The sequence below is a fragment of the Amycolatopsis sp. cmx-11-32 genome (genome assembly GCF_047608695.1).
Lineage (GTDB): Bacteria > Actinomycetota > Actinomycetes > Mycobacteriales > Pseudonocardiaceae > Amycolatopsis.
Window position 1 is genome coordinate 174,749 of sequence record NZ_JADNQN010000014.1, and the last position, 25,166, is coordinate 199,914.

Annotated in this window: 20 protein-coding genes; 12 read left to right on the forward strand and 8 right to left on the reverse strand. The window is 63.7% G+C overall.

Translation table 11 applies throughout. The features are described from left to right. Window positions 1-12: 12 nt before the first annotated feature. The gene (locus tag ACM6LR_RS32835) at window positions 13-537 is read right to left on the reverse strand and encodes a DUF6790 family protein (protein WP_414941752.1); all 525 of its coding nucleotides are present in this window, start codon (window positions 535-537) and stop codon (window positions 13-15) included. Between the two features lie 56 nt (window positions 538-593). Here ACM6LR_RS32835 and ACM6LR_RS32840 point away from each other — a divergent pair, with 56 nt between their 5' ends. The 3 genes from ACM6LR_RS32840 (at window position 594) to ACM6LR_RS32850 (ending at window position 3,207) form a co-directional block, all read left to right on the forward strand. Further along, window positions 594-1,013, forward strand: coding sequence for a MarR family winged helix-turn-helix transcriptional regulator (locus ACM6LR_RS32840; protein ID WP_414945182.1), 420 nt, complete (start codon window positions 594-596; stop codon window positions 1,011-1,013). Between the two features lie 214 nt (window positions 1,014-1,227). Beyond that, window positions 1,228-2,199, forward strand: a complete 972-nt coding sequence (locus tag ACM6LR_RS32845) for an alpha/beta fold hydrolase (protein ID WP_414941750.1) — start codon at window positions 1,228-1,230, stop codon at window positions 2,197-2,199. 228 nt (window positions 2,200-2,427) lie between these two features. Next, complete coding sequence (locus ACM6LR_RS32850) at window positions 2,428-3,207, forward strand: hypothetical protein (protein ID WP_414945183.1); 780 nt, start codon at window positions 2,428-2,430, stop codon at window positions 3,205-3,207. 670 nt (window positions 3,208-3,877) lie between these two features. Here the strand turns inward: ACM6LR_RS32850 and ACM6LR_RS32855 are convergent. Next, complete coding sequence (locus tag ACM6LR_RS32855; protein WP_414941748.1) at window positions 3,878-5,083, reverse strand: peptidoglycan DD-metalloendopeptidase family protein; 1,206 nt, start codon at window positions 5,081-5,083, stop codon at window positions 3,878-3,880. A gap of 260 nt (window positions 5,084-5,343) precedes the next feature. Between ACM6LR_RS32855 and ACM6LR_RS32860 the strand changes: the two genes are divergently transcribed. Next, entirely contained in the window at window positions 5,344-6,249 is a 906-nt protein-coding gene (locus tag ACM6LR_RS32860; RefSeq protein WP_414941747.1) for a hypothetical protein, read from the forward strand. Window positions 6,250-6,900: 651 nt separating this feature from the next. On the opposite strand, the gene ACM6LR_RS32865 is transcribed toward ACM6LR_RS32860, so the two are convergent. Next, window positions 6,901-7,479, reverse strand: a complete 579-nt coding sequence (locus ACM6LR_RS32865) for a GNAT family N-acetyltransferase (protein ID WP_414941746.1) — start codon at window positions 7,477-7,479, stop codon at window positions 6,901-6,903. Beyond that, window positions 7,476-8,054 (reverse strand): CGNR zinc finger domain-containing protein, encoded by a 579-nt coding sequence (locus ACM6LR_RS32870; RefSeq protein ID WP_414945184.1) that lies wholly within the window; start codon window positions 8,052-8,054, stop codon window positions 7,476-7,478. Before ACM6LR_RS32870 ends, ACM6LR_RS32865 begins: the two co-directional genes overlap by 4 nt. Window positions 8,055-8,450: 396 nt before the next feature. Here ACM6LR_RS32870 and ACM6LR_RS32875 point away from each other — a divergent pair, with 396 nt between their 5' ends. Together ACM6LR_RS32875 and ACM6LR_RS32880 are read left to right on the forward strand one after the other, a co-directional pair. Next, on the forward strand, window positions 8,451-8,678 hold the full coding sequence (locus ACM6LR_RS32875) for a hypothetical protein (RefSeq protein WP_414941744.1): 228 nt from the start codon (window positions 8,451-8,453) through the stop codon (window positions 8,676-8,678). Window positions 8,679-9,075: 397 nt separating this feature from the next. Continuing rightward, window positions 9,076-9,759, forward strand: a complete 684-nt coding sequence (locus tag ACM6LR_RS32880; protein WP_414941743.1) for a VOC family protein — start codon at window positions 9,076-9,078, stop codon at window positions 9,757-9,759. A 604-nt stretch (window positions 9,760-10,363) separates the two neighbouring features. On the opposite strand, the gene ACM6LR_RS32885 is transcribed toward ACM6LR_RS32880, so the two are convergent. Beyond that, window positions 10,364-11,527, reverse strand: coding sequence for an MFS transporter (locus ACM6LR_RS32885; protein WP_414945185.1), 1,164 nt, complete (start codon window positions 11,525-11,527; stop codon window positions 10,364-10,366). Between the two features lie 895 nt (window positions 11,528-12,422). Here ACM6LR_RS32885 and ACM6LR_RS32890 point away from each other — a divergent pair. Beyond that, the gene (locus tag ACM6LR_RS32890; protein WP_414945186.1) at window positions 12,423-12,851 is read left to right on the forward strand and encodes a nuclear transport factor 2 family protein; all 429 of its coding nucleotides are present in this window, start codon (window positions 12,423-12,425) and stop codon (window positions 12,849-12,851) included. Between the two features lie 73 nt (window positions 12,852-12,924). On the opposite strand, the gene ACM6LR_RS32895 is transcribed toward ACM6LR_RS32890, so the two are convergent. After that, on the reverse strand, window positions 12,925-13,569 hold the full coding sequence (locus ACM6LR_RS32895; protein WP_414941740.1) for a LysE family translocator: 645 nt from the start codon (window positions 13,567-13,569) through the stop codon (window positions 12,925-12,927). A gap of 633 nt (window positions 13,570-14,202) precedes the next feature. Between ACM6LR_RS32895 and ACM6LR_RS32900 the strand changes: the two genes are divergently transcribed. The 5 genes from ACM6LR_RS32900 to ACM6LR_RS32920 all read left to right on the forward strand — a co-directional run bounded on the left by ACM6LR_RS32900 (window position 14,203) and on the right by ACM6LR_RS32920 (window position 22,579). Further along, window positions 14,203-14,793, forward strand: coding sequence for a hypothetical protein (locus ACM6LR_RS32900; protein WP_414941739.1), 591 nt, complete (start codon window positions 14,203-14,205; stop codon window positions 14,791-14,793). A gap of 639 nt (window positions 14,794-15,432) precedes the next feature. After that, window positions 15,433-15,600 (forward strand): hypothetical protein, encoded by a 168-nt coding sequence (locus ACM6LR_RS32905; RefSeq protein WP_414945187.1) that lies wholly within the window; start codon window positions 15,433-15,435, stop codon window positions 15,598-15,600. Further along, the gene (locus ACM6LR_RS32910) at window positions 15,542-18,634 is read left to right on the forward strand and encodes a BTAD domain-containing putative transcriptional regulator (protein WP_414945188.1); all 3,093 of its coding nucleotides are present in this window, start codon (window positions 15,542-15,544) and stop codon (window positions 18,632-18,634) included. The genes ACM6LR_RS32905 and ACM6LR_RS32910 overlap by 59 nt, the downstream gene beginning before the upstream one ends. A gap of 550 nt (window positions 18,635-19,184) precedes the next feature. Further along, on the forward strand, window positions 19,185-19,778 hold the full coding sequence (locus tag ACM6LR_RS32915) for a hypothetical protein (RefSeq protein WP_414945189.1): 594 nt from the start codon (window positions 19,185-19,187) through the stop codon (window positions 19,776-19,778). 1,292 nt (window positions 19,779-21,070) lie between these two features. Beyond that, window positions 21,071-22,579 carry a S8 family peptidase gene (locus ACM6LR_RS32920; protein ID WP_414941736.1) on the forward strand — a complete coding sequence of 503 codons (1,509 nt, stop codon included), beginning with the start codon at window positions 21,071-21,073 and terminating at the stop codon, window positions 22,577-22,579. An 801-nt stretch (window positions 22,580-23,380) separates the two neighbouring features. Here ACM6LR_RS32920 and ACM6LR_RS32925 read toward each other — a convergent pair. Together ACM6LR_RS32925 and ACM6LR_RS32930 are read right to left on the reverse strand one after the other, a co-directional pair. Continuing rightward, window positions 23,381-24,331 carry an MBL fold metallo-hydrolase gene (locus ACM6LR_RS32925; protein WP_414941735.1) on the reverse strand — a complete coding sequence of 317 codons (951 nt, stop codon included), beginning with the start codon at window positions 24,329-24,331 and terminating at the stop codon, window positions 23,381-23,383. Then, the gene (locus tag ACM6LR_RS32930; protein ID WP_414941734.1) at window positions 24,331-25,002 is read right to left on the reverse strand and encodes a TetR/AcrR family transcriptional regulator; all 672 of its coding nucleotides are present in this window, start codon (window positions 25,000-25,002) and stop codon (window positions 24,331-24,333) included. Before ACM6LR_RS32930 ends, ACM6LR_RS32925 begins: the two co-directional genes overlap by 1 nt. Between the last annotated feature and the right edge of the window lie 164 nt (window positions 25,003-25,166).

Consider the following 25,166-nt stretch of genomic DNA (forward strand, 5'->3'; position numbering starts at 1 on the left):
GGCCCCGCGTTCTCAGGCGGCGATTTCCGTGGCCGGTCGCGGGGCGGGCGCGAGCCGCCGGGACCGTACGGCCAGGATGATCATGACCGCCGGGATCAGGATGTCGGTGACGAGGACTCCGCCGGTGTTGCCGGGGGCGTGGTCACCGCCCGCGAACCATTGGTAGACGTGGCCGATCACGGCTCCCCAAAGGAACATCCCGCCGCCGAGGCCGATGGTGATGCGCTCGCGCGCGGACGCCGAGGCGGCCCGGAAGCCCAAGACGGCCATGCCGAGGTTGGCGAAGGCGATCTCGAACATGAACGGCGTCCGGTCGAAGCCGATCGCCGTGGCCATGACGTCCGGGAAAGCCAGGAAAGCGACCGTCATCCACAGGCTGCCACAGCCGAAGGCACCGATGGCCCACCAGCGCTGCCAGATCTCCAGCCGTTCCTGAGGTGACGTCGCGTGGCGGGCCCGGAGGAAGGCTCCGACGGCGGGCACGACGATCCAGACCAGCGGGAAGGCGGATTGGGCGAGGTAAGAGAAGTTGTCCATGACCACAGTCTTACCTAGTTAATATTAACAAGTCAACACTCTGGTATGGTGAGGTCGTGGATGACGGACTCGCAGACCTGCTGCACCGCGTGGTCATGCTGATGGGCGAAGCCGCCCGGCGGCGCGCCGATGACCCCGACGGTTTGACCTACAGTCAGATACGGCTTCTGGGCACACTCGAGGACATCGAGCCGACGACGCAGCATGGGCTCGCCCAGGCGCTGTCGATCTCCGATCCGGCGATCAGCCGGGCCTTGCGGCCACTCGAAGCGGATGGTCTGGTACGGATCACCGTCGACCCGGAACACGCGCGGCGTCGGCTGGTCCGGCTCACCGATCTCGGCCGGAAAGCCTTCCACGCCGCGGGAAAACCGCTTTCTGACGAGTTCCGTGAGGGGCTCGTCGCGGCTGGCTTCCCTTATGAGCGCTACCTCGAAGACACCCTTCGGCTGGCCGAAATCCTCGCGGTCGACTGAGGTCTGCCTCGGCTGCCGGGAGGCGAGAGGGGGCGCGGGCCGTCACCGGCGCTGTGCGCGGCTCGTCGGCGGCTTCCTGGAGGCTTTCCTGGCCGGGCTCACCCGGCTACCCCTGGTAGCCGATGGCCGATCAGCGGCTGTCGCGGTCCGCAGGCCGATCAACAGGACCGCCGTGGGTAGGGCCTGCACCAGTGGGACGACGGGGGTGTTCCCGATGGTCTTCGTCTCGCTCGGCCGACAGGCTGGCCGCATGTCGCTCTCTCCCTCTCGTCGTGGTTTCATCAAAATGAGTGCCACGGCCGCCGTCGGTGTGGCGTCTCTCGGCATCGCGGGCCCCGCGTATGCGGCCGAGTCGCCGCGGATGATGCCGCTGCGGATCCGCACTCCTCGTGGCACTTTCGACGCTGTGGCCGCCGGTCCGCGGCATGGCCGGAAAGTGCTGTTGTTGCACGGCTTCCCTGAATACGGCATCGAGTGGGAGCATCAGTTGCGCGCACTCGCCGCCGCCGGTTACCGGGCGGTGGCGCCCGACCAGCGGGGCTACTCGCCGGGCGTGCGGCCAACCGGGATCGAGAACTACCACCTGGATTACGCCGTCGGTGATGTCCGGGCGATGGCCGATTCCCTTGGCTGGCAAAGGTTCGACCTGGTCGGACATGACTGGGGTGCGGCGGTCGCCTGGATCGCCGCAGCGAAGTACGCACGCCGAGTGCGGTCGCTGACCGCTGTCTCCGTGCCGCATCCCGCTGCTTTCGCGGAGGCGCTGCGGACCGATCCCGTGCAGCGGGAAGCGTCGAAGTACATGGAGTTCTTCCGGCAGCCCGCTCCGATCCCGGAGAATTCGATTCTCGCGTCGGGGCCGCCCAAGCTGCCGGGCGTCCCGCCGGAGAAGTGTGCGGAGTACTTCCGGCGGCTTTCCCAGCCGGGTGCCCTGACCGCCGCGCTGAACTGGTACCGGGCCAACGATTTCGAGGGCTACGAGCAGCGGGTCGCGGTACCGACGCTCTTCATCGCGAGCACGGGCGATGCCATGGTCTCGCCGTCGGGCGTGGAAGCGACCCGGAACTGGGTCACGGGACCGTACCGGCTGGAGAATCTCGCCGGAATCGGGCACAACATCCCCGAGGAGGCCGCCGAGACCACGACGGCCCTGCTCCTCGCACATCTCGCTTCGGTGTGCTTTTAGGAGGGCCGAAGGGCGGCTTTCACCCGGTGATGCACTTTGCGTCGAGGCCACCTGTGGTCGCGGTCGCAGGCCCTGACGATGACCGACTGTGCCTTGTCAGTGCCAGCCACCCCTGGCTGGCGCTCCAGCCTGTTCGACAGTCTGACTCAGAAGCAGGGATGTGCTTGTACTCCAGTGGAAAACGGTGCGGCGGGGGCGTTGTCCTCGAGGCGTGCGTAGAGTGTGCGGATGAGCGCGTTGCCGGAACAGCCAGTGGTTCACGAGTCGGGTATCCCGATGTATCTGGTGCGAGAGGGAAGCGGGACAGCCGAGCGAGGTGCCCGCGACACGGTCGGTGGGTGGCCGTTCCTTCCGGCGGGGGAGCCGTGGCCGGTGTGCTTCTGCGGTGAGCGGATGGTGTTGTTCTTCCAACTCGACATTCCGGTCGACATCGCCGTGTTCGGTGGGGAGCACCTGCTGGTGTTCCAGTGCCCCGCGCATAATGACGCGGTTTCCGCCGACGGCGGATCAGAGCAGCTGCCAGAAAGGTTCTGGGACCGGCCGCCGCAGCGCTACCACAGTGAAGGCGCGTTCTGGCGGATCATGCTCCACCGCGACGACACCACCCCGAGCGACGAGGTGGACTCGTATCTTCTACCTAAGCCACTTAAGGTCGGTCCTGCGACGGAACGGATCACGGTGTGGTCGCTCGGGGACGCACTCCTGGACGGACGGCCCGCGGATGAGCTGTTCGCCGCACGGGGCAACGGCGTGGACGAGTTCAAACTCGGTGGTGTCCCGTGCTGGGCCCAGGCTCGCGAGTCCTACACATGTCCTTGCGGCGCGGAGCTGGTTTTCGTCTGCCAGCTGCCCAAGGACACCGGGTTCGAGAAGCACTCGCACCAGCCGGCGCAGAACTTCACGTTCCACTCCGACCAGTACGGCCTGTTCCTCGGCAACATGCTCTACATCTTCGCCTGCCCGGCACGCTGCCACCCCGCCGCGGCATGGCCCGTGAACCAGAACTGACCACCGCACGACCCGGCCGACGTCGGGTTGCCGCGGGGTGTCGCCGTTCGCGGCGATGGCCTGAACGGCTGGGCTCCGGATGAGGCCATTCGGCTGACGCGCTGCCAGCCCGGCACGGGGACGCAGCACCACCCCCGCCAGCTGAACGTCAAAAGGACAGACCGGTCGCGACGAGCACCTGGACCTCCTGGTACCGCTGGACAACCCTCGTGCTGCTGGCGCATCTCTTCCTCGCCACCATCACCGTCGCCGATCGCGCCAAACCCAACTCGGCCGGGCTGTTCCCTTCACCTCCAACGAAATCCGGCACCTGTTCGCCGGCATCGTCATCGGGCACACCGACGACATCACCGCCTGCCTGCACTGGTACTGGTGGCGCCACCGCACCAGCACCGCGCCAGCAAGCCCACTACCAGCGAAAATCGACCGAAGAACCGCGAACATCACGATCTACGGTTGGAGTCTTAGGGGACATTCGGAAGGCGAAGCGACACGAAGGACAACCACCTTTCTACCCCGTTGGTGACGGAGGAGTCGCCGCTCGACCGCGCCCGGGTCTTAGCGAACCTCTCGTCACGCCGCCTTCTCGAAACGCATTCGACACGACCAGTACTCCCAGATCTCGGAGCCGTGAGCGGAGTGCTGGAGGGCGCCCCGCCCACGGCCCGGTTCAGCAAGCGGGCGCCACTGGTTCGTTGGAGCCGGTGTCCAGGAAGCCGTCGCTGATCCAGTTGCCGTTCTCGAGTCGGTTCCACAGATCGGTGCGACCCCAGACACCGTCCACCGCCTCGCCACGCGCGGTACAGGCGATGGTCACCACGGTGCCGTTGCCAACGGTGCCCACGGCGTCATAGCTGGTGCCAGGGCCGGAACGCAGGGTGACGGAACTGTTCGAGCCGCCGTCGACGGTGCCGGCGGGCAGGGTGGTACCCGCGCCATAGTTCGTGACGCGGCCACCGACGGACACGCGGGTGCTGCCGCGCTGGGCGTAGCCGCCGTACGCTTGGCTGCCCTCGTAGAACGTCCAGCCGCCGACGGTCATGCCGTTCACGCTGATGTGGGTGTTGCCGCGCAACAAGGAGAAATGCACGTGCGCACCACTGCTGGAACCGCCACACGGCAGCTCGTTGCCGATGTGGCCGAGATAGGTGCCGACGCGCACAGCGCTGCCGTCGGTCTGCGTGGTCAGGTCGTACATGTGGTAGTAGGTGGTGCTGTATCCGTTGTCATGCACCACTTTCACCAGCGCGCTGCGCCCACGAACGCAACTCTTGTACACCCGCCCCGGCCCGGCGGACAACACGCGGCCGTCGCCGCCGTTGAAGTCGATCGAGCTGAATGGCCGGGAGTTGCCGCTGTTGCCGTGCGGTCCGCCGCCCATCCACCATGCCACGCCCTGCGGCCAGGGCAGACCGAGGCCGGTGTCGGCGAGCGTCCGGTTCTGGCCGGCGATGTTGTCGGCGAACGTTCGCTTCTCGCCCTCGCTGAGCACCGCTGTCGGCGCCAGGGTGGCCAGCTCGGTGAACCCGGCGGTGCCGTCCAGCTCGACCCGCCAGCCGAGCTGATCACGGTGTGCCAGGAACAACGCCATCAGCGGCGCGCCGTGTTCCTGGCCGTATGCCATCGGGATGGTCGTGCTGCCGAACACCCACGGTCCAGCGGTGCGGGTCGGTTCGAAGAGGGGCTCACGCAGCGACGGCGTGCCCCACTGTGCCTTCAGCGCGTCCCCGTGCTGCTCGAGTACGGTCGCGCGCACGGTGGCCGCGAGGTCGCGTTCGGTGGGTCCGGCGGTAGCCGTCGACGGAACTATCGACATCGCGACGGCGAGGATCAGTGACGCGGAGATCGCGAAACTTCGGCGCAGGGAGAAGGGCATGTGCTCTCCAGGAAGTAGGCGCAGGGGCAGGGGCTGACAGCTGCTGCGGGGGACTGTCGCGCCGATGACATACCCGCTGGCCGGGCGGGTCAAGGTGCTCGCTGCACGTGCCGAACCAACTGTGGAACCGGCCGCAATACTGTTAACAATTACCTACTATTTCCGGGCGTGGTGACAGGATTTCGTCTCCTAAACTGTTTTTTCCACAGTCAAGGGGGTGCTCCGTGGCCGTCCGATCCGGTACCGGTCAGGAGATCGACGTGCTGTTGCGCACCGGCCCCTTCCACGAGGCGCTGGACGCCGCGATCGGCCGCAGCGGCCTCACTCTGGAACGCCTGCGCGACCGGCTCTCCCGGCGCGGCATCCACATCAGCCTCGCGAGCCTGAGTTACTGGCGCCTGGGCCGCAGCCGCCCGGAACGGGCCGACTCGCTGCGCGCGGTGCGGGCCATCGAGACCATCCTCGGCCTGCCCCGCCACTCCCTGGAAGCGTTACTCGGTCCACCCCGGCCACGCGGCCGGTGGGCGGAGCGTCGGCAGCAGGTCCGCCGGTACGGCCACATGCTGGAGCCGGCGCACTCCCTGGCGGAAACCGTGGAAACGCTGGCCGGGCCATCCGACGGCAACCTGCGGGCGTCGTGCCTGGACGACGCGGCCGTGGTGGACGCCGGCGGTGTCCTACGCCGCATCCACACCCGACAAGTGCTCCGGGCAGTCGACGGCCACCCCGACCGCCATATCGCGGTGTACTGCGGCGAACCCGGCACCCCAGCGGACGCGATCGTGCCGGAGGCCATCGAGAACTGCCGCCTCGGCCGCGTGAACCGCCACCCGAACGCTCCGGTCATCGCCGCGGAAATGCTGTTCGACCACGCCCTGAGTGTAGGCCGGACCCATCTGCTGGAATACTGTTTCACCATCGAAGGCGGTGACGCTCAAGCGTATGACTACCGTCGCGCCTTCCGTTATCCGGTAGGTAGCTACGTCCTGAGTATCCGCTTCACCGGACCCCGCTTACCGGTCCGTTGTTTCGAATTGACACAACGCGGTGCCGAGGCGCCCCTGAGCCACGGCGACGAACTGCCCCTTTCCCCCGGTTACCTGACCCACCTCACCGCGACGGACCTGCAGCGAGGCGTACTGGGAATCAGCTGGGAATGGACATGACGCAGCCTTGGCGCGCGAGGTGGCCTCCGTTCGCTCGGAGGAGACACAGTCGTCTTCGACCAAGTCCGCTTCCTCTTCCGGTTCCGCCACGATCACCGTCAGCTGGTCATTGCCAGGCCGAGTTCTGCGGCTTCGAGCGCGGGCGCGGTGTAGATATCTTCATCGCCCTGACGACTTTCGTGCGGTCACCGTAGGACAGCGCGCGACCGTCCAGATCGAACACCGTCGCTGCCAATGCTGGCCGGCTGTCGACGCAACCACCGCTTGAGTGACGCTGGCGAAGACGGATGTCGGACATGGGAGACAGACAAGGTGGAAGTGGCCGGTCCCCGGTGTACGTGCACACCGGGACCCGGCCACCGCGGCCAGGCGGCGTGAACTAGGGGAGGGTCGCGCCGCGGCCAGGTGATCCCATCCCGGGATCCCTGCAGAGTTACCCACATTTCCGAGGTTGGAAAACCACCCATTCAGGCGGCGTAGCGACGTCACGAACCGTCGGGCACGCAACCCGCGAGGAGGGTAGGGCGGCATGCCCGGCGGTGGGCTACGCGAGGCGAGGCCCAGACCGGTGCGGCGCTTCAGTACAGCCGCGTCCAGGTCGTCCCGGCGAGAGCCGATCGGACGACGTTCGGACAGCCACTTGACCTGGTATCACTCGTTGTCGGTGACGATGCGCGGAGAGGACTGATCTGGACGGCCGGATCGGTAGAAGGCGTACACGTGATGGTGCGAGTCGTCGATCGGGTTGTCGGGGGTCATAGCACCCTTGGCGAGTAGTTTCGCACCGCTTCTTTCGAGCGCTCGCCAGGATGCTTCGTTGGCGGCGGCCACAGCGATGATGATTGCGGGAACCTCGGGTAGGTCCTGCCACGTCCGGTCGATCATGGACGTGATCAGCCGGGTCCCGAGTCCGCGGCCGACGCGCTGTGGATCGCCGATCAGGTAGTCGATGGTAACTGCGTCATCAGGCACTTCGGTGATGGCGGTGAACTCCGCCAGGTACTCGGGATAGTCGGCCAGGCGAGACCGTTGGATCAGGCCGACGGGTTCGTCGTCAAGCAGTGCCACGAAGTCCTCCGAGGGTTCCTCACCTCGCATGGCGGGACCGAAGTCGCGTTCGACGGATGCGGGATCCGTGTCGTGGTTCCACCACCGCGCGACATGGGGTTCGGCGAGCCACTGGCTCAGCATCGGGAGATCTTCGGAGTTCAGTCTTCGCCAGGAGATCACGGGCCAACTCCTCTGTGGTGACGACGGTAGTAGCGGGCTTGCCGGTCGCGGTGTCCGCAAGAGGGATGACAAAAGCGCCGGCGCGCGTGCGTTCGGACGAACAGCAGGGTGCAGCCCGGCCCGGAGCAGCGAGTGATCTCACCCATCGCAGGGGTGGTGAGCAGTTCCACGGCCGTGGTAGCCATCTTGGCCAGTACCGCGCTGATGCCGGCGGCCGTGCCGACCCAGTCCGCTCGGCGGGTGCCATCCGATGACCAGGCGAGAGTAAGCGCGGGCGGTGCCGCGGCGGCGAAATCGTTGACGACGGCGACAGCCTCGGACGCCGGTACTGCCCCGGTTGTGGCCGCGTCGAACAGCTTGTGCACGTGATCGCGTAACCGCCGAACTCGATCAGACTCGGCCGCGGTGCGACAGAAAACTTCGGCTGAAGCGAGGGAAGGCGACATCTGGGCGAACCAGTGATTGATCGACGCTGCGGTGGACAGGAAGTCGTGCCGGTCAGCCCCGTACAGCGTGTTCGTGAACTCCACCACGATCGGCTCGGTGCCGAGGATGGGGAACTCCGCTTCATTCACCTGCTGACGGTAACATGTACTGTTTAGCGTCAGCAACCCTGAGGTCAGGGTTCGGCTCCTTGTCAGCAAGAAGCTGTCGCCCTCACCGGGTTTGAACCGGAAGGCAGTCTGGGGTCGATGGAGGAGGACCGGAAGCCGGCCCGGATCGGGCGGACCGCGAAGGATCCGGTGCGGTCGCGTCGCCCTGGACATCACGTCGTTGATGCAGGTCAGCGCCGATCATGTCCGTGATGTGATCCACGCGTTCAACGAGCGCGCCCGGACGTCCCCCGCCTCCTGGGGCATCACCGCGTTCAAGACCTGGTCGCTGTCGAAGCTGCGCGACCACCTGCTCGACCGCGGCACCGTGCTGGCGATCAGCCGGGAGACCTGCGCCGCATCCTCCACACCGGCGGCGTGTCGTGCCAGACCACCTCCACCTGGAAAGCCTCTACCGACCCGGACTTCCTGGCGAAGATGCACCGGATCCTGGACCTCTACGACCACCCACCCGACGACGGCCGGGTGATCTGCGTGGACGAGTTCGGGCCACTGAACCTGATGCCGCGCAACAGGCAAGGCCTGGCGTCAGGTCGGGTCACCGCGGCGATTGCGGGCGACCTACAACCGCCGGCACGGGCGTGAGGCACCTGCTCGCAGCACTCGACCTGGCCACCGGAAAGATCCACTACCGGATCCGGCGCCGCAAACGCCACGCCGAGTTCCTCGACCTCCTCAAGGCCCTGCGCACCAGGTGGCCCGGCCAGAAGCTCGAACCGAGAAGGACCAATGGCGCCGAAACCTGTGCATCATCCTCGATGGCCTTCGCCCGGCGACACTCAGTTCCACTCCATTCGTCATCGTCGTCCAGTCGCTTCAGAAAGGCGTGTCTCGTACACGCAGGGGTCGGTAGCCGACAAGGTCGAGCTAACCCAGTTCGTCTTCGTCGTCGACGCTGATGGCGTGAGGAAGTTGTCGGACACTCAGCACTCAAGAGACTAAAAGCGGTTGCGCGCACTCTCCGATATTTCTAACATCGCTTATGACCTCGACCTTGCATGCGATCTGTTTCGACGCGAACGACCCGCCCGTTCTGGTACGTTTCTGGGCTGGCCTTCTGTCTTGGGAAGTGGACGGCGAGACCCTGTTCCCGAGCGACGACACGGGTTTTCGGCTCCGATTCACCGCATCAGGAGAGCGGAAGTCCCGTAAGAACCAGGCCCACTTTGATCTGACGAGCGAGTCTCTCGAAGATCAGCGGAACACTGTCGCGAAGGCGCTGGATCTCGGCGCGCGGCATATCGACATTGGCCAGGGATCAGGGGCGCAGCATGCGGTGCTCGCCGATCCTGAAGGCAATGAATTCTGCGTTATCGAACCAGGGAACAACTTCCTAGCCGAGTGTGGTTTCGTCGGCGCGCTCGCCTGCGACGGCTCGCAGGAGGTCGGGTACTTCTGGAGCAAGGCGCTCGACTGGCCACTGGTGTGGGATCGTGACTTGGAGACCGCGATCCGCTCGCCACACGGTGGCCCGAAGTTCACCTGGGGCGGCCCGCCGTTTGATCCGAAGACGGGGAAGAACAGGCTGCGTTTCGAGCTGGGTGGCACCCTCTCGGAAGTCGAGCGACTCGTCTCGCTCGGTGCGACCCGCCTCGCCATCGCGGAGACCGGTCGGGTGGATATGGCGGATCCCGATGGAAACGAATTTTCCGTACTCCTTCGCTAACCTCTCCTTTGTGGACATGAGCCGTGACCGAGACTGTCGTCATAAGGGAAAGCTTCCGCGTCCGGGATCTGTGTAACGTGACACGCGCTTCACTTTACCTTTAGGGGGCCAGAAAAAGCTCGGTGAGCACAATTGGCGCACCTCGAGCGGTGCCGCACTTGAACGACGTTGGTGACTACGGGCGGTTGTCCCTGATTTTGCGGCCGTAGTCACCGGGCATCAGGTGTCTTGGTCTCTGCAGGAAGCAGTGGTCCGCCGCGGCTACTCGTGCCCTGCTTGCTTGCGGTCCATCCAATCTGGGGACATGCCGAGTTGCGAGTGCTCAGTCATGGTCTCGCTTTTGGTCGGGCTGTGGTGCCGGAGGTACCCGCCGCCTATGTCACCGAGATGGGCGACGGACGCTGGGGGCGCTTGCTATGGCCACTGGTCCGATCGGGATCGCCTCGAACGCTGATGAGGGCATCACCGCCGGTACGGGAAGTACGCCGGCAACTTCATCGGCGACATCGACGGCCCGTCGCCATCTGCCCACCCAAGAAACCGGACATGCTCAGTGCGGAAGTTTGGAACATATCGACCGATATCCTGTCGCGGCTTGACCGAGTCAACGGGGCAGCGGGCCGAAGGGTGATCCTCGATCCTCGTAAGGCTGGGCCGCCGAGTGAGGGGTGGAAGCTTTTCGGCGGGTAAGCAGATTGAGGAGGAAACCCAGAACAGTTACTGCCGCCGCTGCCAGGCCTAGGAGATCGGGCGTCAGCTGGTATTGGCTCAGGCCGCCCAGCGCGCCGCCGAGAGCGACACCAACATAGATCGCCGAGTTGTTCAAGCCGAGCAGGATGGCCGACGAACTCGGCGCCTGGGCGACGAGCCTGCTCTGCTGCGGCACGACGGGCAGGGATACGAAGACTCCCCACACCAACGCCCAGCCGATCGCCAGCGGTAAATTGCTTGTCAGCAACGGGCTCACGCCGAGCAAGACTGCGGCCGCGCCTAGTCCAGCGGTGACGACCTGCTGGGGTGGATACCGGTCCGCGAGGCGACCGGCCAGTAGGTTCCCCACCATGTTGCCCACTCCCCACGACAGCAGGAGTGTCGTGAGCGCACCGGCCGAACCATCGGTGGCCGCCATCATGGCCGGGCCGATATAGGTGTAGAGCACATGCGTACCCGACAAGGTAAGGATGGTAACGGCAAGTGTGCCGAGGATCCGAGGTTTCGCAAGAGGTGCCAACCGTGCGCGGAGCGGGTCAGAGGGCAGATTAAGGGGCGGCAGTGCGACAATGACGCCGACTCCGGCGATAAGGCCGAGTCCGGCTACTGCCCACAAGGTGATGCGCCATTCGGTCGCGCCGATGAGGGTGCCCGCCGGCAGGCCGAACGCGATGGCCAAGGTGAGCCCGCCCATGACGGTGGCGAGTGCTTTTCCGCGACGCTGTTCGGGCGCGATGGCCGCTGCGGCGCTGAAAGCGGCGGCACCGATGAGACCCGCGCCCATCGCGGTCAGCACCCGGGCGCTCAGCACAGTCGTATAGTCGGGGCCGACTGCGGTGAGCACGTTGCCCAGGATGAAGATCGCCAGCGCCAGCACCAGCACCCGGCGGCGATCCATTCCGCTGGTAGCCGCACCGAGAACTGGCGCGGATACGGCGAGCGCCAGAGCGAACACGGTGACTAGTTGACCTGCCGCCGTGACGCCGACGTCGAGGTCCGCGGCGATCTGGGGTAGTAGGCCGGCTATGACAAAACCATCGGTGCCGACGGCGAACATGGCTATCGCCAACGGCAAGAGCCTTACGAACAGTTCGTTCCTGGTTGCCATATCCGTGGGTCTTCTTTCGTTCAGCGGTCGATCAGATCAAGGCTGCCCCGGGCCGCTGTCCAGATGCTTTCGTCGCGCTTTCCAGCGCGAGGCGACCCTCTCACCAGGAAGGATGGGTGCGATCGGGTGTGCTCGGGCCGCCAGCGGCATGACAGGCGGACGATTCATCCGCCACATTGCCCGGCGCCGCCTACGGTCTCTCTTGGCGGGGCTGCTGGTGCACGCCGGGACGTTCTCTCGGACGCTCCACGGTTGGGCGCACCGCAGGCTTTTCGCTGGCCGAAAGCTCGTGCTGTGGCGTGGTGGCGGTCTCGCGAACCTCGCCAGTAGCGCTCTGGCCAAACCGACAACGCGACGTCTCAACCAACCACGCTGGGCTATCTGGTGCGCCGGTGCCACAGCTTCGACGACATCGAAGATGTGCTTGGACATTGGCCGCGACAAGGTCGTCGGCCGCGGAGGGGACCTGGCGAAACGGTAGGTCACGGGTTCACCGCGGAGCGCCCGTCAGGCTGATCAGGAGGCATGCCGATCCGCACCACGGGCACGTCGAGACGGTCGAGGGCCGGGCGTCTCAAGCAGGGACTGCTATGACGAACGATCAAGCACGGGCTCGGACCAGCGACGATACCTCATGCTGCATCGGTCTCCCGGCAAAATGCATTGCCCGACCCATTGTGTTTCTCAAGCGACGGAGGCAACGTGCCCTCGCGCAGCGTCAGTTCTGCCACCCGGCTTTGTCTGGTGTGGGCTCGGAGGCAACGTGGGTAGCACCGCATCACTGTTTCGTTTCGCGTACGACCACGGCAGTGGCCATCGAAGGGCCACCCCGAAAGGACCTGTCATGAATAGCGAACACCTCGATCCAGCTGTCGTCAGGGCAACCGGTAGCCGACTCGCCGACCAGTGGGCCGCTTTGTGGAGCGGTGAATATGGCCTCGCTCAGGAAATTCTCGCACCTGGCTTTCGGGTGCACTTTGCTGCTGACCTTCCCGGAGCGGACGCACTGCGCGGACCCGATGACGTACTCACCTTCATTCGATCCTGGCGCAGAGCACGTCCTGGGCTTGTCTTCACAGTGGAGGACACGCCAATCGTTGACCTCGCTACCGGACAAGTGAGCGCTCGGTGGCGTGCCGTACATGACGGCGATCGCGTCGGTAAGAGCGGAATAGATCAGCTGGACATCGATGGTGGCCAAATCACAAGGATTTGGTCGGCGGCGGGGACCCGTCTGTTCGAGAGTGTCGATGCTCCGTCTCGTCTCGTCTGAAGCAGGAAAACGACGGCGGCGTTCCGGCATCCCAATTTCGGAAGTGGCTCTATACTCCCCGGAGGGACGCAGTTCAACCTTGACGGTCGCTCAAGGCAAGAGAAGCGCCCAGGCCGATCATCGTCAGACCGCTCGTGCCGCCGAGCAGTTCCAGGCGCCTGGGCGAGCGGACGAACCACGTCCGGGTTTGGCCGGCGATGAACGCCCAGGTGCTGTCACAGATGAGTGCGGTGATCGGCAGGCAGATACCCAGCAACAGCATCTGCGAGGATGTGGTCCCGGCCTGAGCGTCGACGAACTGCGGCAGGATCGCGGCCAGGAACACAATTGACTTCGGATTGGCGAATCCGAGCACAAAACCGTCGCGCAGCACGGAGAGGGTATGTCCCGGAGTAGCACGTACTTCCGACGCGAAAACCTCGGTCAGCTTGCGGCGTTTCCGCAGCGCCTGAACGCCCAGGTAAATCAGGTAGAGCGCACCGGCCAGCTTGATAGCGGTAAAAGCCGCGGCCGAACTACTCACGATCGCTCCGAGGCCGAAGGCTACTGCCACCACCTGGGTATAAACCCCCGCTGCGTTACCGGCGACGGTGAGGAGCGCGTCGCGCCGGCCAGCGGTGAGAGCTCGGCTGATTGTAAACAGTACGCTCGGTCCGGGTATGATGACCATAAGAAAGGTCAGTGCGGCGAAAGTTGCAAGTTGCCCAGCTGATATCATTCGTCAATTCTACTGTAGATCTGCTGTAGGCGTATCGATTTCGCGTAACTATGACTTCGTTGAACCTTGACTCGGTGTCGCGCGCAACGCGTGGCGAGGAAAAAGTGCTGAGCGCTACCAAGTAGAGAGTTCGATAACTAGTCGGACATCAGTTGGCAACTTTTTGCATCGCTTCACTCTTGATCGTCGACTCCGTCTTGGGCAGGGTGTGCGGGTGACTGCCTGAAGCGAGGCTGCAGTGGTCCTGGGTAGACATTGTTCATTCAGGATGCTGTGGTTGATCGAGTCGCCGATATGGGGAACATCGAAGGTGAACTGCGTTTGCGGTGCGCCTGGCCGAGGTGTCCCGTGGGGGAGGTGCGATGCGGAACAGGGATTGGTAATCGCTAATTGACGAGTATGATCCCCTCAAGGAACGGCGACGCCGTTCCTCCTTGATCCCATCGGTGCACCGGCAAGCAAGCTGTCGCGCAGCATGTCCTGATCTGGTTAGTCTGCAGCATTGTGGGAATTTCCTGCAATCGCGGCTGCATGCCCTCCGCATGGCGAGGGAACATGGGTATGCCGCTCGGTGTTGGGAGCGATCTCTGTTAGATCTCGGACGTTTGGAAAGGTGTCGTGTACCATCGCCAAATGGCGAGACGTCGTGTCGGGTTCGTCTTCGCCGTTATTGCTTCCGTAATCGCGCTGCTTATCTTTGTCGTTTTCGCAGTGCTCCGTATTGTCGACGTTTCCGTACCAGTTGGGAGTGCGCCCGCGAATATCCCGGTCGTTCCCGAGTGTCGACTTTCAATCGAACAAATCGATCGCCTCGGTGTCACGAATCCGACCACGTCCTATACGCTGCGCGGCGAAGATGTCCGCCTAACTGTTTGTGACTACGATACACTCAAAGGGGCGAATGGGGTGAGTTACCGCGCTCTGTCCATAAGAGTGCGAGAATATGTCCATATGGCGGCTGCGGATCAAGATTACATAGTAGAGACCAGAATACTCGCTGGGTCTCAGCCCCTTGCGCTAGCGGGGGCGTCAGGGGTGCAGGGCTTATGGCAGCGCTCTGACCTCGCGACCGCCATCGCCGTCGTCCGGGCCGGAAGTAGGGTGATTCGCGTTCAATATGACGGTTATAACAAGGGGTTTTTCGGTCGTGTGCCCGCCGACCATCAGGAAATAGAGTCAGCTGCTCAGGATGTGACTTACAGTATGGTGACCATGACTCAGTAGTGCGTGCTGACCACTGGATTTGCCCCCGTAAAGGTGCGAAGGCTGAGCATGAACCGCCGAAAACGGCCCTCTTTCGTATTCTCCCGGTGGTTGGCATGACTGAGATGCCCACCACACCGGCGAGGAGCCTGCCCTACCCCTCCCGCCGAGGTGGATCACCGAGTTATTCCAAGCCCAGCAGGGCCGCCGTCAAGCTGGGAGCTTGGGCGACCCACCGGCTCTGTGGAAGCACTATTGGCAAGGACATAGCCACGGCTCCACGTAGGTGCCCTGACGAAAATAAGGCGGGCTGCTCGACAAACAGGAGGTTCGTATTCTTCATGACTGCGGCTACGGCCAGCTCGGCGTGCACGACTCGTTCGGGCAAGAACTGGCTCGCAAGTCCTCTGGCGACGGCAGTGTTCCCCATGTCACCCGCATCCAGGCCGACAGCATCACCCTATGTGAAGTCGTCGAGCCAGGTAGGGGTGGTCCGCGCCATCACCGGACCGAGGTAGCTGTACTGCGCCTGTGTCTCCGCTAAGGACAAACTGTCACGGTGTTGACGCCGACAATCTTGAAACCGACGACGGTGAGTCCACTGCCGCCGACGGAGGTCGCCAGCTCTTGTATGAGTGCGCGTCCCGGGTCGATCCCGCTGTGATCGCGCCCACTGTCCGCGCTGGCCAGCGCGAACAGGACGACCAGCTGACCGACAGCTGTGATCCCGACATCGAGTTCAGCCGCGATCTGCGGTACGAGGCCGGCGATGGCGAGCCGTCGGTGTCCGCGGCGAAGATGTCAGTGCCGCTGGGAACCGCCGCTTGAGTCCATACTGTGGGCGATCGCGTCGAGAGGCACCGCACCTGCTGTCTGGAGGCTTCCAACGAACTCTCCAGCGCGCGCCACCGTCGCTCAGTACTGTGGGCGAGTGCGATTCGGTGTGCTGGGACCGTTGACGGTGTGGCGGGAGGACGGGGTCCCCGTCACACCCCAGGGTGCTGACCTACGGTCGCTACTGGCCGTACTGTTGGCGAACGAGGGCGTCGCGGTTCCCGTCGAGCGCTTGATCGCCGACCTCTGGCCGGATTCGCTGCCCGCGCATCCGACGAATGCCCTACAAGTCAGGGTTTCCCGACTCCGTCGCCTTCTGGGATCCTCAACGATCGAGCTGACCGGTGCTGGATACCGGCTGGACACGCCTGCCGACACGATCGACGCCATTCGCTTCCAGCAGCTGCTCAGCGAGGCGCGAAATGTCCACGACCCGCTCCCGCGCAGGCATCTGCTCAGCGAAGGGCTGGCTCTTTGGCGAGGTGATGCCCTGATGGAATTCGCCGATGAGGCGTTCGCGCAGCCGACAGCGGAGCGCTTGGGCCAGCTAAGGCTGCTCGCCGTCGAGGAACTCGTCGAGACTAGGCTCGATCTCGGTGAGCACAGCGGGCTGGTTGCCGAGTTGGCAGGTTGGATTCACCGGTATCCGCATCGTGAACGACTCCGAGCGGCGCAAGTCCGTGCCCTGTACCGCGACGGACGTCAAGGCGATGCACTGGCGAGCTATGCCGCCTTTCGCCGTGCTCTGGCCGAGGAACACGGTCTCGATCCCAGTCCGGAGTTGATCGCCCTCCAGCACGCGATCTTGACCAGGGACCCCACCCTCGACACGCCACCCTCCCGCCTGCGGACGAATTTGCCAGCGCAGGTCACCGCGTTGATCGGCCGAGACCGGATGATCACTGACGTCGCCGAGGTGGTCCGCAACGCGCGACTGGTAACCCTCACCGGGCCCGGAGGCGTGGGAAAGACACGCTTGGGTTTCGCTGTCGCGGACCTCCTGGCTGACGCGTTCTCCGATGGAATGTGGCTGGTAGAGCTGGCCGGAACTCGGTCCGGCGACGAAATCGCCGAAGCCGTGATGAGGGTGTTCGGACTCCGTGAGAACACCATGCTCGGGGGACTGCCTCCAGCTGCGCCAACTGCGCACGTCGAACGGCTTTCCGCGTTCTTGCGGGACCGGTCGGTGCTGTTGTTGCTCGACAATTGCGAGCATGCGACCGAACCCGTCGCGGGGCTGGTGCGGACCCTTCTTGCAGCGGCGCCCGGTCTGAAGGTGCTGGCGACAAGCCGAGCACCCCTGGACATACCCGGCGAGATCCTTCAGGTGGTGCCTTCGCTGGATCTGCCAGAAGTCGGCGCCGAAGCCGACAAAGTGCGGCAGTCCAGCGCGGTCCGACTGTTCTCGACCCGTGCCGTCGAAGCTCGCTCCACCTTCACGGTGGACTCCTCGAACGCCGGCGAGGTAGCCGATCTCGTCCGGTCGCTGGACGGTCTTCCGCTTGCCTTGGAGCTGGCCGCAGCCAAGATGAGGGCGTTAGGGCTACCCGAGCTCGTAGCGCGGCTGGACGATCGGTTCCATTTGCTGTCCGGTGGCAATCACGGCGCTCCCGCCCGGCAGCGCACACTGCCCGCCTTGCTCGACTGGAGCTGGGAGCTGCTGACCGAGCCGGAGCGAATCGTCCTGCGACGACTCGCCGTCCTGGACGGCGGAAGCCTGGAAGCGGTGGAGGAGATTTGCTCTGATGAGACCATTGATCGTCGTGATGTGGCGGCGATCTTGGCGAGGTTGGTCGACCGCTCAATGGTCGTCGTCAGCGAAAGCTGCCGATACGGATTGCTGATGACGGTCGCGGCCTACGCACGTACGCGCTTGGCGGAAGCCAAGGAGACGGACACGTTCCGCGGCAAGCATGCTCGGTACTATGTGGACTTGGCCGAAGAGCTCGCACCTGGGTTGTTCGGCCCGCGGCAGCGCTCGAGCCTCGAACGCCTCGATGTCGAGGTCGGCAACTTCCATTCGGCGTTGGCGACCACTGCCGACGACAGCGCGTCGGACATCGCGCTGCGGCTGCTGGACGCTCTCACGTGGTATTTGCTGCTACGTGGCAGGGTTCAGCAGGCTGCTCGCTGGGCCAGGCGGGCACTGGCCGCTCCAGGCGCCGCATCGCAGATGCTGTACGCGCGGGCGAAGTGCTGGCAGACAGGACTCGCTATTCTGCTCGACAGTGAACCCGACCGGGCTAGTCATACCAGAACTGCCCTAGCGCAATTCGACGACGCTGGTGACCTGACCGGACTGTCGATGGCGCAGTGGTTCCTTGGCTACGTCCTGCTGCATGCGGGCGACGTTGACGTCAGCGAGGACCTGACGGAGAAGTCCTCCGCGGGTTTTCGGTCGCTCGGAGATGCCTGGGGTATGGCCGTGTGCGCGAGCCTGCGCGCTCACCACGCCATCCTCCGAGGAGACAGGACCTCAGCGGCCGTCGCCGCCGAGGAGGCACTCGCAGGATTTCGTGGACTGGGCGACCGTGGTGGTGAGCTCCTCACCATCTACCCTCGCGCCGTACTCGCTGAGTACGGCGGCGACCATGTCGCCGCCGAACGGTTACACCGCGACGGCCTCGCGTTGGCCGACCAGCTTGGTATGTGGGCCGAAGCCGCAGACCGGCATTCTGGCCTCGGCAAGCTAGCGCTGACCCGGCAGGACTATGACGTCGCCCGAAAGCATTTTGAGGCGGCGAGGAAACTCGCCGCAGACCACAGTTTCAAGCCCGCGGAAGCTATCGCGATGACCGGACTGGGGCAAATCTGTCTCCGCACGGGGGACCTGGCCGCAGCGGAGAAGCTTCTTCGTGAGGTCGAAGTGTGGTTTGGGCGAGGTGGCCATGCACAACAGCACTCCATCGTTCTCGCCGAGTTGAACCTGATCGCCCGGCTACGGGACGAACGCCAGGGGCTGGCTCCCCGACCGGATAACCCTGACACGTCGGTCGGGGTTGTACATGAGCGCTTATACGGGGGATAGGGAACTGGGATCGTTGGCATGGCGCCCGGCGACCAGACCGGCTCACCGACAGGTCGGAATATGGCGAGAGTCGGCTTCCACTGCCTTCCGTTTCGTCTGGTTCCTCGGACCCTCGTCGAAGCTGGCGTGGCATATGCCCGAGGCTCTACGGATCCGCGGGAAGCGGTACCCCGCCTCCTGATCGTCGGGACCCACCCTATTGGTCATGCGTGGCATTCGATAACCTGTTGTATATCGTTTTATGCCAGCAGGAACTCCGCGAATGTTCTGCCAAAATTCGCATCTAGACTGATCGGGCTCGTGCAACCAACGCGCGTGGACGGAAGTCGTGCTCGCGGCTATAGCGTCACGCGTGTGGCACTTGTCATGTGCATGCGAGGTCGCACAGTAAATCGCCGAACAGCGATGGTAATTGTGACAGCGAGTCGGAGCAGTAGGCCTAAATGGTCCCTCGGATACTTGCATCGCAGAAGTTCTGCCGAGTAAGTTCCTGTTGCGCCGTGCATCGGTGCGTCTTCTCATCTTGTCAAGCCAATCAAGGACGGTGGCCATGTCTCTGGCGACTCGACGCGGTTCCCGCTGGCTGGCTGTCGTTGTGATGCTTGCCCACGGCGTTGTGTCGTTGAGCTCTGCCTCCGCCGCACCTACCGGACCCAGTGCTGATGTGTTGGCGGCGCCGAACCCCGTGGACGCCGCGTCCGCCGGCCTGACTGCGTCACACTACGTTCGCAACACGGTTTCGCGCATCGCGAAGCTCCGCTCGAACCTGGCTACTGGCGAAGGGCGTTACGACAGTACAATTGACGCGGTGAACAAAACCCTGACGGGCTCGATCACGCTGCCAAAGACCGCGAACGCATACTTCGTGATGTTTGGGTTCATGCCGGTGACCAGTACTGTGGAGTTGCTCCCCGAAGGAGATCAGGGTGGTTCACTGTTGAAAGACCCGGGGGATGCCGGCGAAGTAGCTTCGCGTCCGTTCCCCGACGGCAAGAAGTACTTTTCGGTAATTGTAGACCTGACTCTGCGGCTCACAATCCGGCTTAGCGAGACCAAGGTTGACGGCAAGTTCCTCGATGTCGGACCGAACTGCAAGACGAAAAGCCCGCTGATCATCAAGATCAAAGGCCTGGTCGGACTGTAGGACGCGGCGCCACCTACACTCTCAAGAACGGTTTTGACATTCCGCCGTTCTCCGGTTGCGGAGTGCGGGAAGATCTGGACAAGCTCATCACCGGCATGATCTCCGGCCCGGGGAACGAGATGAGTACAGCCATCGCTGTCCGCTGCATCTCAACCTGTACCGACTAGGGGTTCCCCTCGATAGTCCGCGAGTCCTGTGATCTCAAAGGTGTCGTCGTGCGAAGCGAGCTGGCTTTCTCTCGTACTTGTTGGTGCGTGGCTGTCGGCACCAGACATCAAGGGCGAACGGTGGTGCAGTGGGCTGGGTCGGTGGAGATCAGGTACTCGCCACCCCAGCGAGGACTCTGGCCGACCACGCGGTGCGTGGCCCAGGAATTCGTCCGGAGGTTGTATCGAGTCCAAACAGGGGCCTTCCCGGCGCAGTCGGGTCCTGGGCAGACTTGACGCTCGTGGTGTCGATCACCGTCCGCGCGTTCGTGGTCACGACACGTACCGCTACCGGGCGGAAGAGGTCCATGCCTTCGACGAAGGCAGGGTTCCGGTTGCCTTGATGTGTTCGCGGTTGATAAACGATGCGTTATCGACCAAAAATCTTTAGCATCATCGCACTCTTGATCGAGCTCTGAATTTGCGGAAAGATAAAAGAGCAGTCAACTGGATTGGACGGTAACGTCCACGTCTGGGCAGGATCGTTCGGCGGGGTGTCGCATCCGGTGGAATAACTTTAGATTTAGTGAAGTGTGCCGGTGAACCCATCCTCGGGGAGGTGTCATGCGTAGCAGGGACTGGTGACCGCACGATAAAAAAAGCTAGTACCTTCCAGCGGGGACGCGGCGTCAAGGCGGCGCCGCTTCTCTGTATCTCGGTGAGTATTTGGCTGAAATCCCGGAAGGTACCGTTGTAGCACGACTATCATGAATTCATTCCTTATGCTCACCGACGAGTTGAAGTTAGGCGAGTCGACTGCGCGACCCTGTAAGAGCCAGCCTGTGTCGATTCGACGTCTCAATGCTCTTGAGTGGTGACTGGGGTGGATTTGATCGCTCGCACCAGACGATCGACAAGGTCGGCCCGGCAGAGCATGCTGCCCGACGCCCATGTGGTGCGGGGCGACACGCAGGTTTCAGCGTTGGTCGGAGAGTCCACGTGAGGCATGGCCGGTCGGGTAGTGGCCGGAACGGTCGGTCGTGAGTGGCCATGGCGCATACCGCAGTGGTGTCGAACTCAATACGCGCTAGCTGGGCTTGTTTCTCATTGAGTGCTTCTCAAAACATAATGGAGGTCTGTATTTGTATGCCCAGTCTACGTTCAAGGAGAAAAATTCGATTCATTGCCGCTGTCGGAACGATTGCCGGCGGTCTCGTCTTGACCGCGGTGCCTTCTGCTGATGCGTCGCAGGCCGCCCCTGTCGCGGGGGAAGGCGCGCACTTCGTGGTAGTGGCGCCCAAGCCCTATGTTGCACTCGATCTCGCCGAAGAGGCCGTGCTGGCCAACCAAGGCACGGTCGTGCGAATGTTGCCGGAGATCGGGGTGATCTTCGCCCGATCCCAGAACAAGGACTTCGCCGCCAAAGTGCGGAAGCGAACTGGTGTCGCAGGTGTGGGCGCGACCAGGAACCTGGTTGGATCGGGGGCGAGCGGGCGGGTCGCAACGCGGATGGGGGCGCCAATAATCCGTCCAGAGAGTGCGTCTCCTCCGAAAGTGACCGGGAGTGCCGCCGCCGACCCTTTGGCCGCAAATCAATGGAACATGAAGCTGATCGGTGCAGACAAGGCCAATGAGATCAACACGGGCAGCAGAAATGTGCTCGTTGGAATCTTGGACAGTGGTATTGACTCCGACCACCCGGACCTGGCCGCCAATGTGGACAAGGGTGCATCGGTGAGCTGCATGGAGGGGATTCCAAACACAGCTGAGGCTTCTTGGCAGGATGAGATCGGCCACGGCACTCATGTGGCCGGGATCGTGGCGGCCGCAAGGAACGGTATCGGTGTCGCCGGTGTCGCCCCGAATGTCCGCGTCGCCGCCATCAAGGTAGGGGGAGCGGAAGGATTCATTTATCCCGAGGCGGCGATCTGCGGCTACATCTGGGCCGCGAAGCACGGCGTGCAGGTCGCGAACACCTCGTTGTCGATCGACCCGTGGTACTTCTGGTGTTCCAGCAACCCTGACCAGAAGGCGGTAGCCGAAGCCATTCGCCGGGCAATCTCGTTCAGCACGAGGGCCGGGAACATGGTCGCGGTGAGCGCTCTGGGTAACGAGAACTGGGATCTTGCCCACGATGTGGTCGACAAGCTGAGCCCGAACAACGGCGGTCCGACTCAGACTCGTACTGCGGACTCATCCTGCAAGCTCCTTCCGGCCGAAGACACTGAAGTAGTAGGGGTCTCGTCGGTCGGCGCGTTCAAGAGCCGCTACCACCGGTCGAATCACGGCCTCGGGGTCGCGGACTTCTCGGCTCCTGGAGGAGACGCCCAATTCCAGACCCCGGCGACTCCGGACGCGAACGGACGGGTCTTGTCGACTCTTCCCGGTGGCCAATACGGCTACTTCCAGGGAACGTCGATGGCCTCACCCCACGTGGCAGGGGTCCTGGCTCTGCTGAAAAGTCGCAATCCCGGCATGAGAGCAAATGAGCTGGTGGTGGCTCTGGCCGCAGGCACCCAAGTGTTGCCCTGTCCTGCTGGCGGAGTACATGACCCTGACGGGAAGGGCACACACCGTGCGGTCTGCGAGGGCGGCAGCACCGGTGCGGGCTTCTTCGGCAAGGGCCTTATCAACGCGCGCAAGGCCGTTAGCTGACCGGAAGGGTTGGCTCGGCTGGCTGACAGGGTCGACAAGGATGGGGTGCTGGGTGGCTTACCCAGCACCCCATCTCCGTGAACATCAGGCGGATCGAGGATGGGCTGCTCGCCGAGGAACAAGGTTTCCGGCAATAGTCGTAACTTTCAGCCTTGGTCGACTTCTCGGGTGAGGACCCATCGATTCGGATCGAACCCAGGAGCTTCGTTGCAGACGCCGGCGTACATCGCGATCAAGGCCCCGATCGGGCGCGCCGGCTTCGACGAGATCGCGGCCCGTGATGGAAACCCTAGTCGGCTCGGCAACGGCGACGTAGCCAGGTGCTCATGCTCAAGAATGAGGAGTGTTCCGGTTGTGCAAGTCGACCGAACAGCTGCATAGTCGACGATGAAGATGAATCAAGGAAGACCTGTAGAGTGCCTGCCGCAGCCTGGTCTACTGTGCACAGTCGCCGATCCTCAGCTTCCTCGGCGATTTCCCTCGGTATCCTCATTTCCCCTTATCACGAGGATAGGGTTGTTCGCTGGGGTAGTGGTGTAACAAAGGAATGCGGTCTCTAGGCTTGCTGAGAGCCTTTGCGAGAACCATTACTCCTACCGAAATACCCAAGACGGCGAACACGATGCCCAGCAGCATGTCGGGTCGTTCGATACCCTCTTCTCCTGAGTCAAACGTGCAGTCGGTGGTCGGCGACGGCCGCCTGCACGTTTGACTTGGCACCGTGAGTATCGCGTCTTCGATCACCAGTCGTACGCCACGATGACTTTCTGGGGAGGACCAACTCGATGACGCGCATCGGCATCAGGCGGCCCGCAGGCGCTGGCCGTCCATCCAGCGGTAGGTGGTGAGGATGTTGAGCCGGTGCAGTGAGCGCAGTACGGCTCTGATCTGCTCGGGGGCACCTGCAGGCGTGGTGATGCCCCACATCGGAAGCTCTTCGTACAAAGCCTCGACGGGGCGGCCCGCCTCCCGGCCGCGGTGCACGGCGGTGGTTAGGTTCTCCAAGTAGCCGAGGAGGATGGAGATACTGGGCTCTGCCTCACCGATGAAGGCGTGCCCGGGCACCAGGGTGTCGGTGGTGAGGGTGGCTCGCATGGCACGCACGGTGCGCAGGTAGGCCACGGGATCACCGATCAGCATCATCGGCGGCATGCCCGGCGAGATGAAGTTCCCGGTCCAGGTAACTTTCGCGTCCGGAACGTGCACGAGAGTGTCCCCGGGGCCGTTAGCGGAGCCGAAGTGCCACAACTGCACTATCCGGCCGCCGAGGTCGATCTCGCAATACCGGTCGAACGTCACGTCCGGTAGCCGCCACGAGACCACGTCGTCGAGGCTCTTCTCGGCGCCGTACATGCTTTCGGAGCGGATGTTCTTCTCCGCCGCGAGATCGGACATCGCGGCTTTGTTCATCCGTGACGAGATGACTCGGACGCCGGCGTCGAAGGCGGTGTTCCCGAAGGTGTGATCTCCGTGGTAGGTGGTGTTGACCAGGTAGCGGATCGGTGTGTCGGTGAGGCCGGCGGCGATGTCCTGGATGTGCCGTCCGATGCGAGGAGTAACTCCAGAATCGATGATCAACGCGGCTTTTTTGCCGATGATGAGACCGTTGTTGTCCTTGGGTGCTTCGTTGGCCATCAGAGCGTGTACACCCTCACCCAGTTCCACTGGGTGCAGTTCCAGGCCGACCGGGCTCAGGTTCGGCGCGACGAAGTCCGCCGGGCGTTCGGTCATTTCGGGTGCGACGGGAATCATCAGGAAGTCCTTTCGGTAGACATGATCGAGGCCAGGAAGAAGTTCAGGTGGTCGTCGACCGCTTGGCGTGCAGTGGCGAGATCGGCGTCGGTCACGTCGCCGCGGAGGTACAGGATGCGCGGAACCTGTAGTGGTGCGAACAATTCCCACACCAGCTGGCGGGGTGGCAGATCGGTACGTACCAGGCCGCGTTCCTGCCACCGCCGGAACGGCACCTGCAACTGATCGCGGGTCAGCTCGATCGCGGCACTGAGGTCGGCCGGGCCAGTGGCCTCAGCCCCGTCGCGCAGCATCACGTCGAGAAATTGCCGCGCTCGCGGGCTGGACCACTCCGCCCACGCCTGCTCGACCAGGCCGCGAATAGCCGCCTGTGGCTCAGCCGCAGCTACCTCGTCGGGATCGAGTACTGGAGTCCCGGCACTTACTGGTCCGGCCTGGTTGAACAACGCGTCATACAGGGCCTGCTTTCCGGGGAAGTGGCCGTAGAGGGCGGTATCGCTGATGCCGGCCGCCGCACCGATCTGGCGGACCGTAGTGGCCGCGAAACCCTGTCGCGCGAACAATTCCAGTGCGACGTCCAGTAAGCGATCCCGCGTCGTGGCACTGTCACTCTTCGGCGGCCGGCCGGGGCGGCGGGCGGCGGGGGTCGCCGGGTTGCGATCGTTCACCATGCCATAATTAAACGAGCGCTCGTTTAATTTGTCAACACCTGCTCTCGGCCACGCCATCCCGCCAATCGATGCTCTCTGGGTAGTGGATCTGTCATCGCCAAGGGTCTCCTGGTATCTCGCCGGAGCTTCGTGCTGCGTCCTCGACGGACGAGAAGCCACCCCTT

Bases quoted from the DNA above. Each gene is read 5' to 3' on its own strand.
- ACM6LR_RS32835 (WP_414941752.1), bottom strand. From the start codon at position 537: ATGGACAACTTCTCTTACCTCGCCCAATCCGCCTTCCCGCTGGTCTGG.
- ACM6LR_RS32845 (WP_414941750.1), top strand. From the start codon at position 1,228: ATGGTCTTCGTCTCGCTCGGCCGACAGGCTGGCCGCATGTCGCTCTCT.
- ACM6LR_RS32850 (WP_414945183.1), top strand. From the start codon at position 2,428: ATGAGCGCGTTGCCGGAACAGCCAGTGGTTCACGAGTCGGGTATCCCG.
- ACM6LR_RS32855 (WP_414941748.1), bottom strand. From the start codon at position 5,083: ATGCCCTTCTCCCTGCGCCGAAGTTTCGCGATCTCCGCGTCACTGATC.
- ACM6LR_RS32880 (WP_414941743.1), top strand. From the start codon at position 9,076: ATGACCTCGACCTTGCATGCGATCTGTTTCGACGCGAACGACCCGCCC.
- ACM6LR_RS32885 (WP_414945185.1), bottom strand. From the start codon at position 11,527: ATGTTCGCCGTCGGCACCGATGGTTTTGTCATAGCCGGCCTACTACCC.
- ACM6LR_RS32890 (WP_414945186.1), top strand. From the start codon at position 12,423: ATGAATAGCGAACACCTCGATCCAGCTGTCGTCAGGGCAACCGGTAGC.
- ACM6LR_RS32895 (WP_414941740.1), bottom strand. From the start codon at position 13,569: ATGATATCAGCTGGGCAACTTGCAACTTTCGCCGCACTGACCTTTCTT.
- ACM6LR_RS32900 (WP_414941739.1), top strand. From the start codon at position 14,203: ATGGCGAGACGTCGTGTCGGGTTCGTCTTCGCCGTTATTGCTTCCGTA.
- ACM6LR_RS32910 (WP_414945188.1), top strand. From the start codon at position 15,542: ATGGCGAGCCGTCGGTGTCCGCGGCGAAGATGTCAGTGCCGCTGGGAA.
- ACM6LR_RS32915 (WP_414945189.1), top strand. From the start codon at position 19,185: ATGTCTCTGGCGACTCGACGCGGTTCCCGCTGGCTGGCTGTCGTTGTG.
- ACM6LR_RS32920 (WP_414941736.1), top strand. From the start codon at position 21,071: ATGCCCAGTCTACGTTCAAGGAGAAAAATTCGATTCATTGCCGCTGTC.
- ACM6LR_RS32925 (WP_414941735.1), bottom strand. From the start codon at position 24,331: ATGATTCCCGTCGCACCCGAAATGACCGAACGCCCGGCGGACTTCGTC.
- ACM6LR_RS32930 (WP_414941734.1), bottom strand. From the start codon at position 25,002: ATGGTGAACGATCGCAACCCGGCGACCCCCGCCGCCCGCCGCCCCGGC.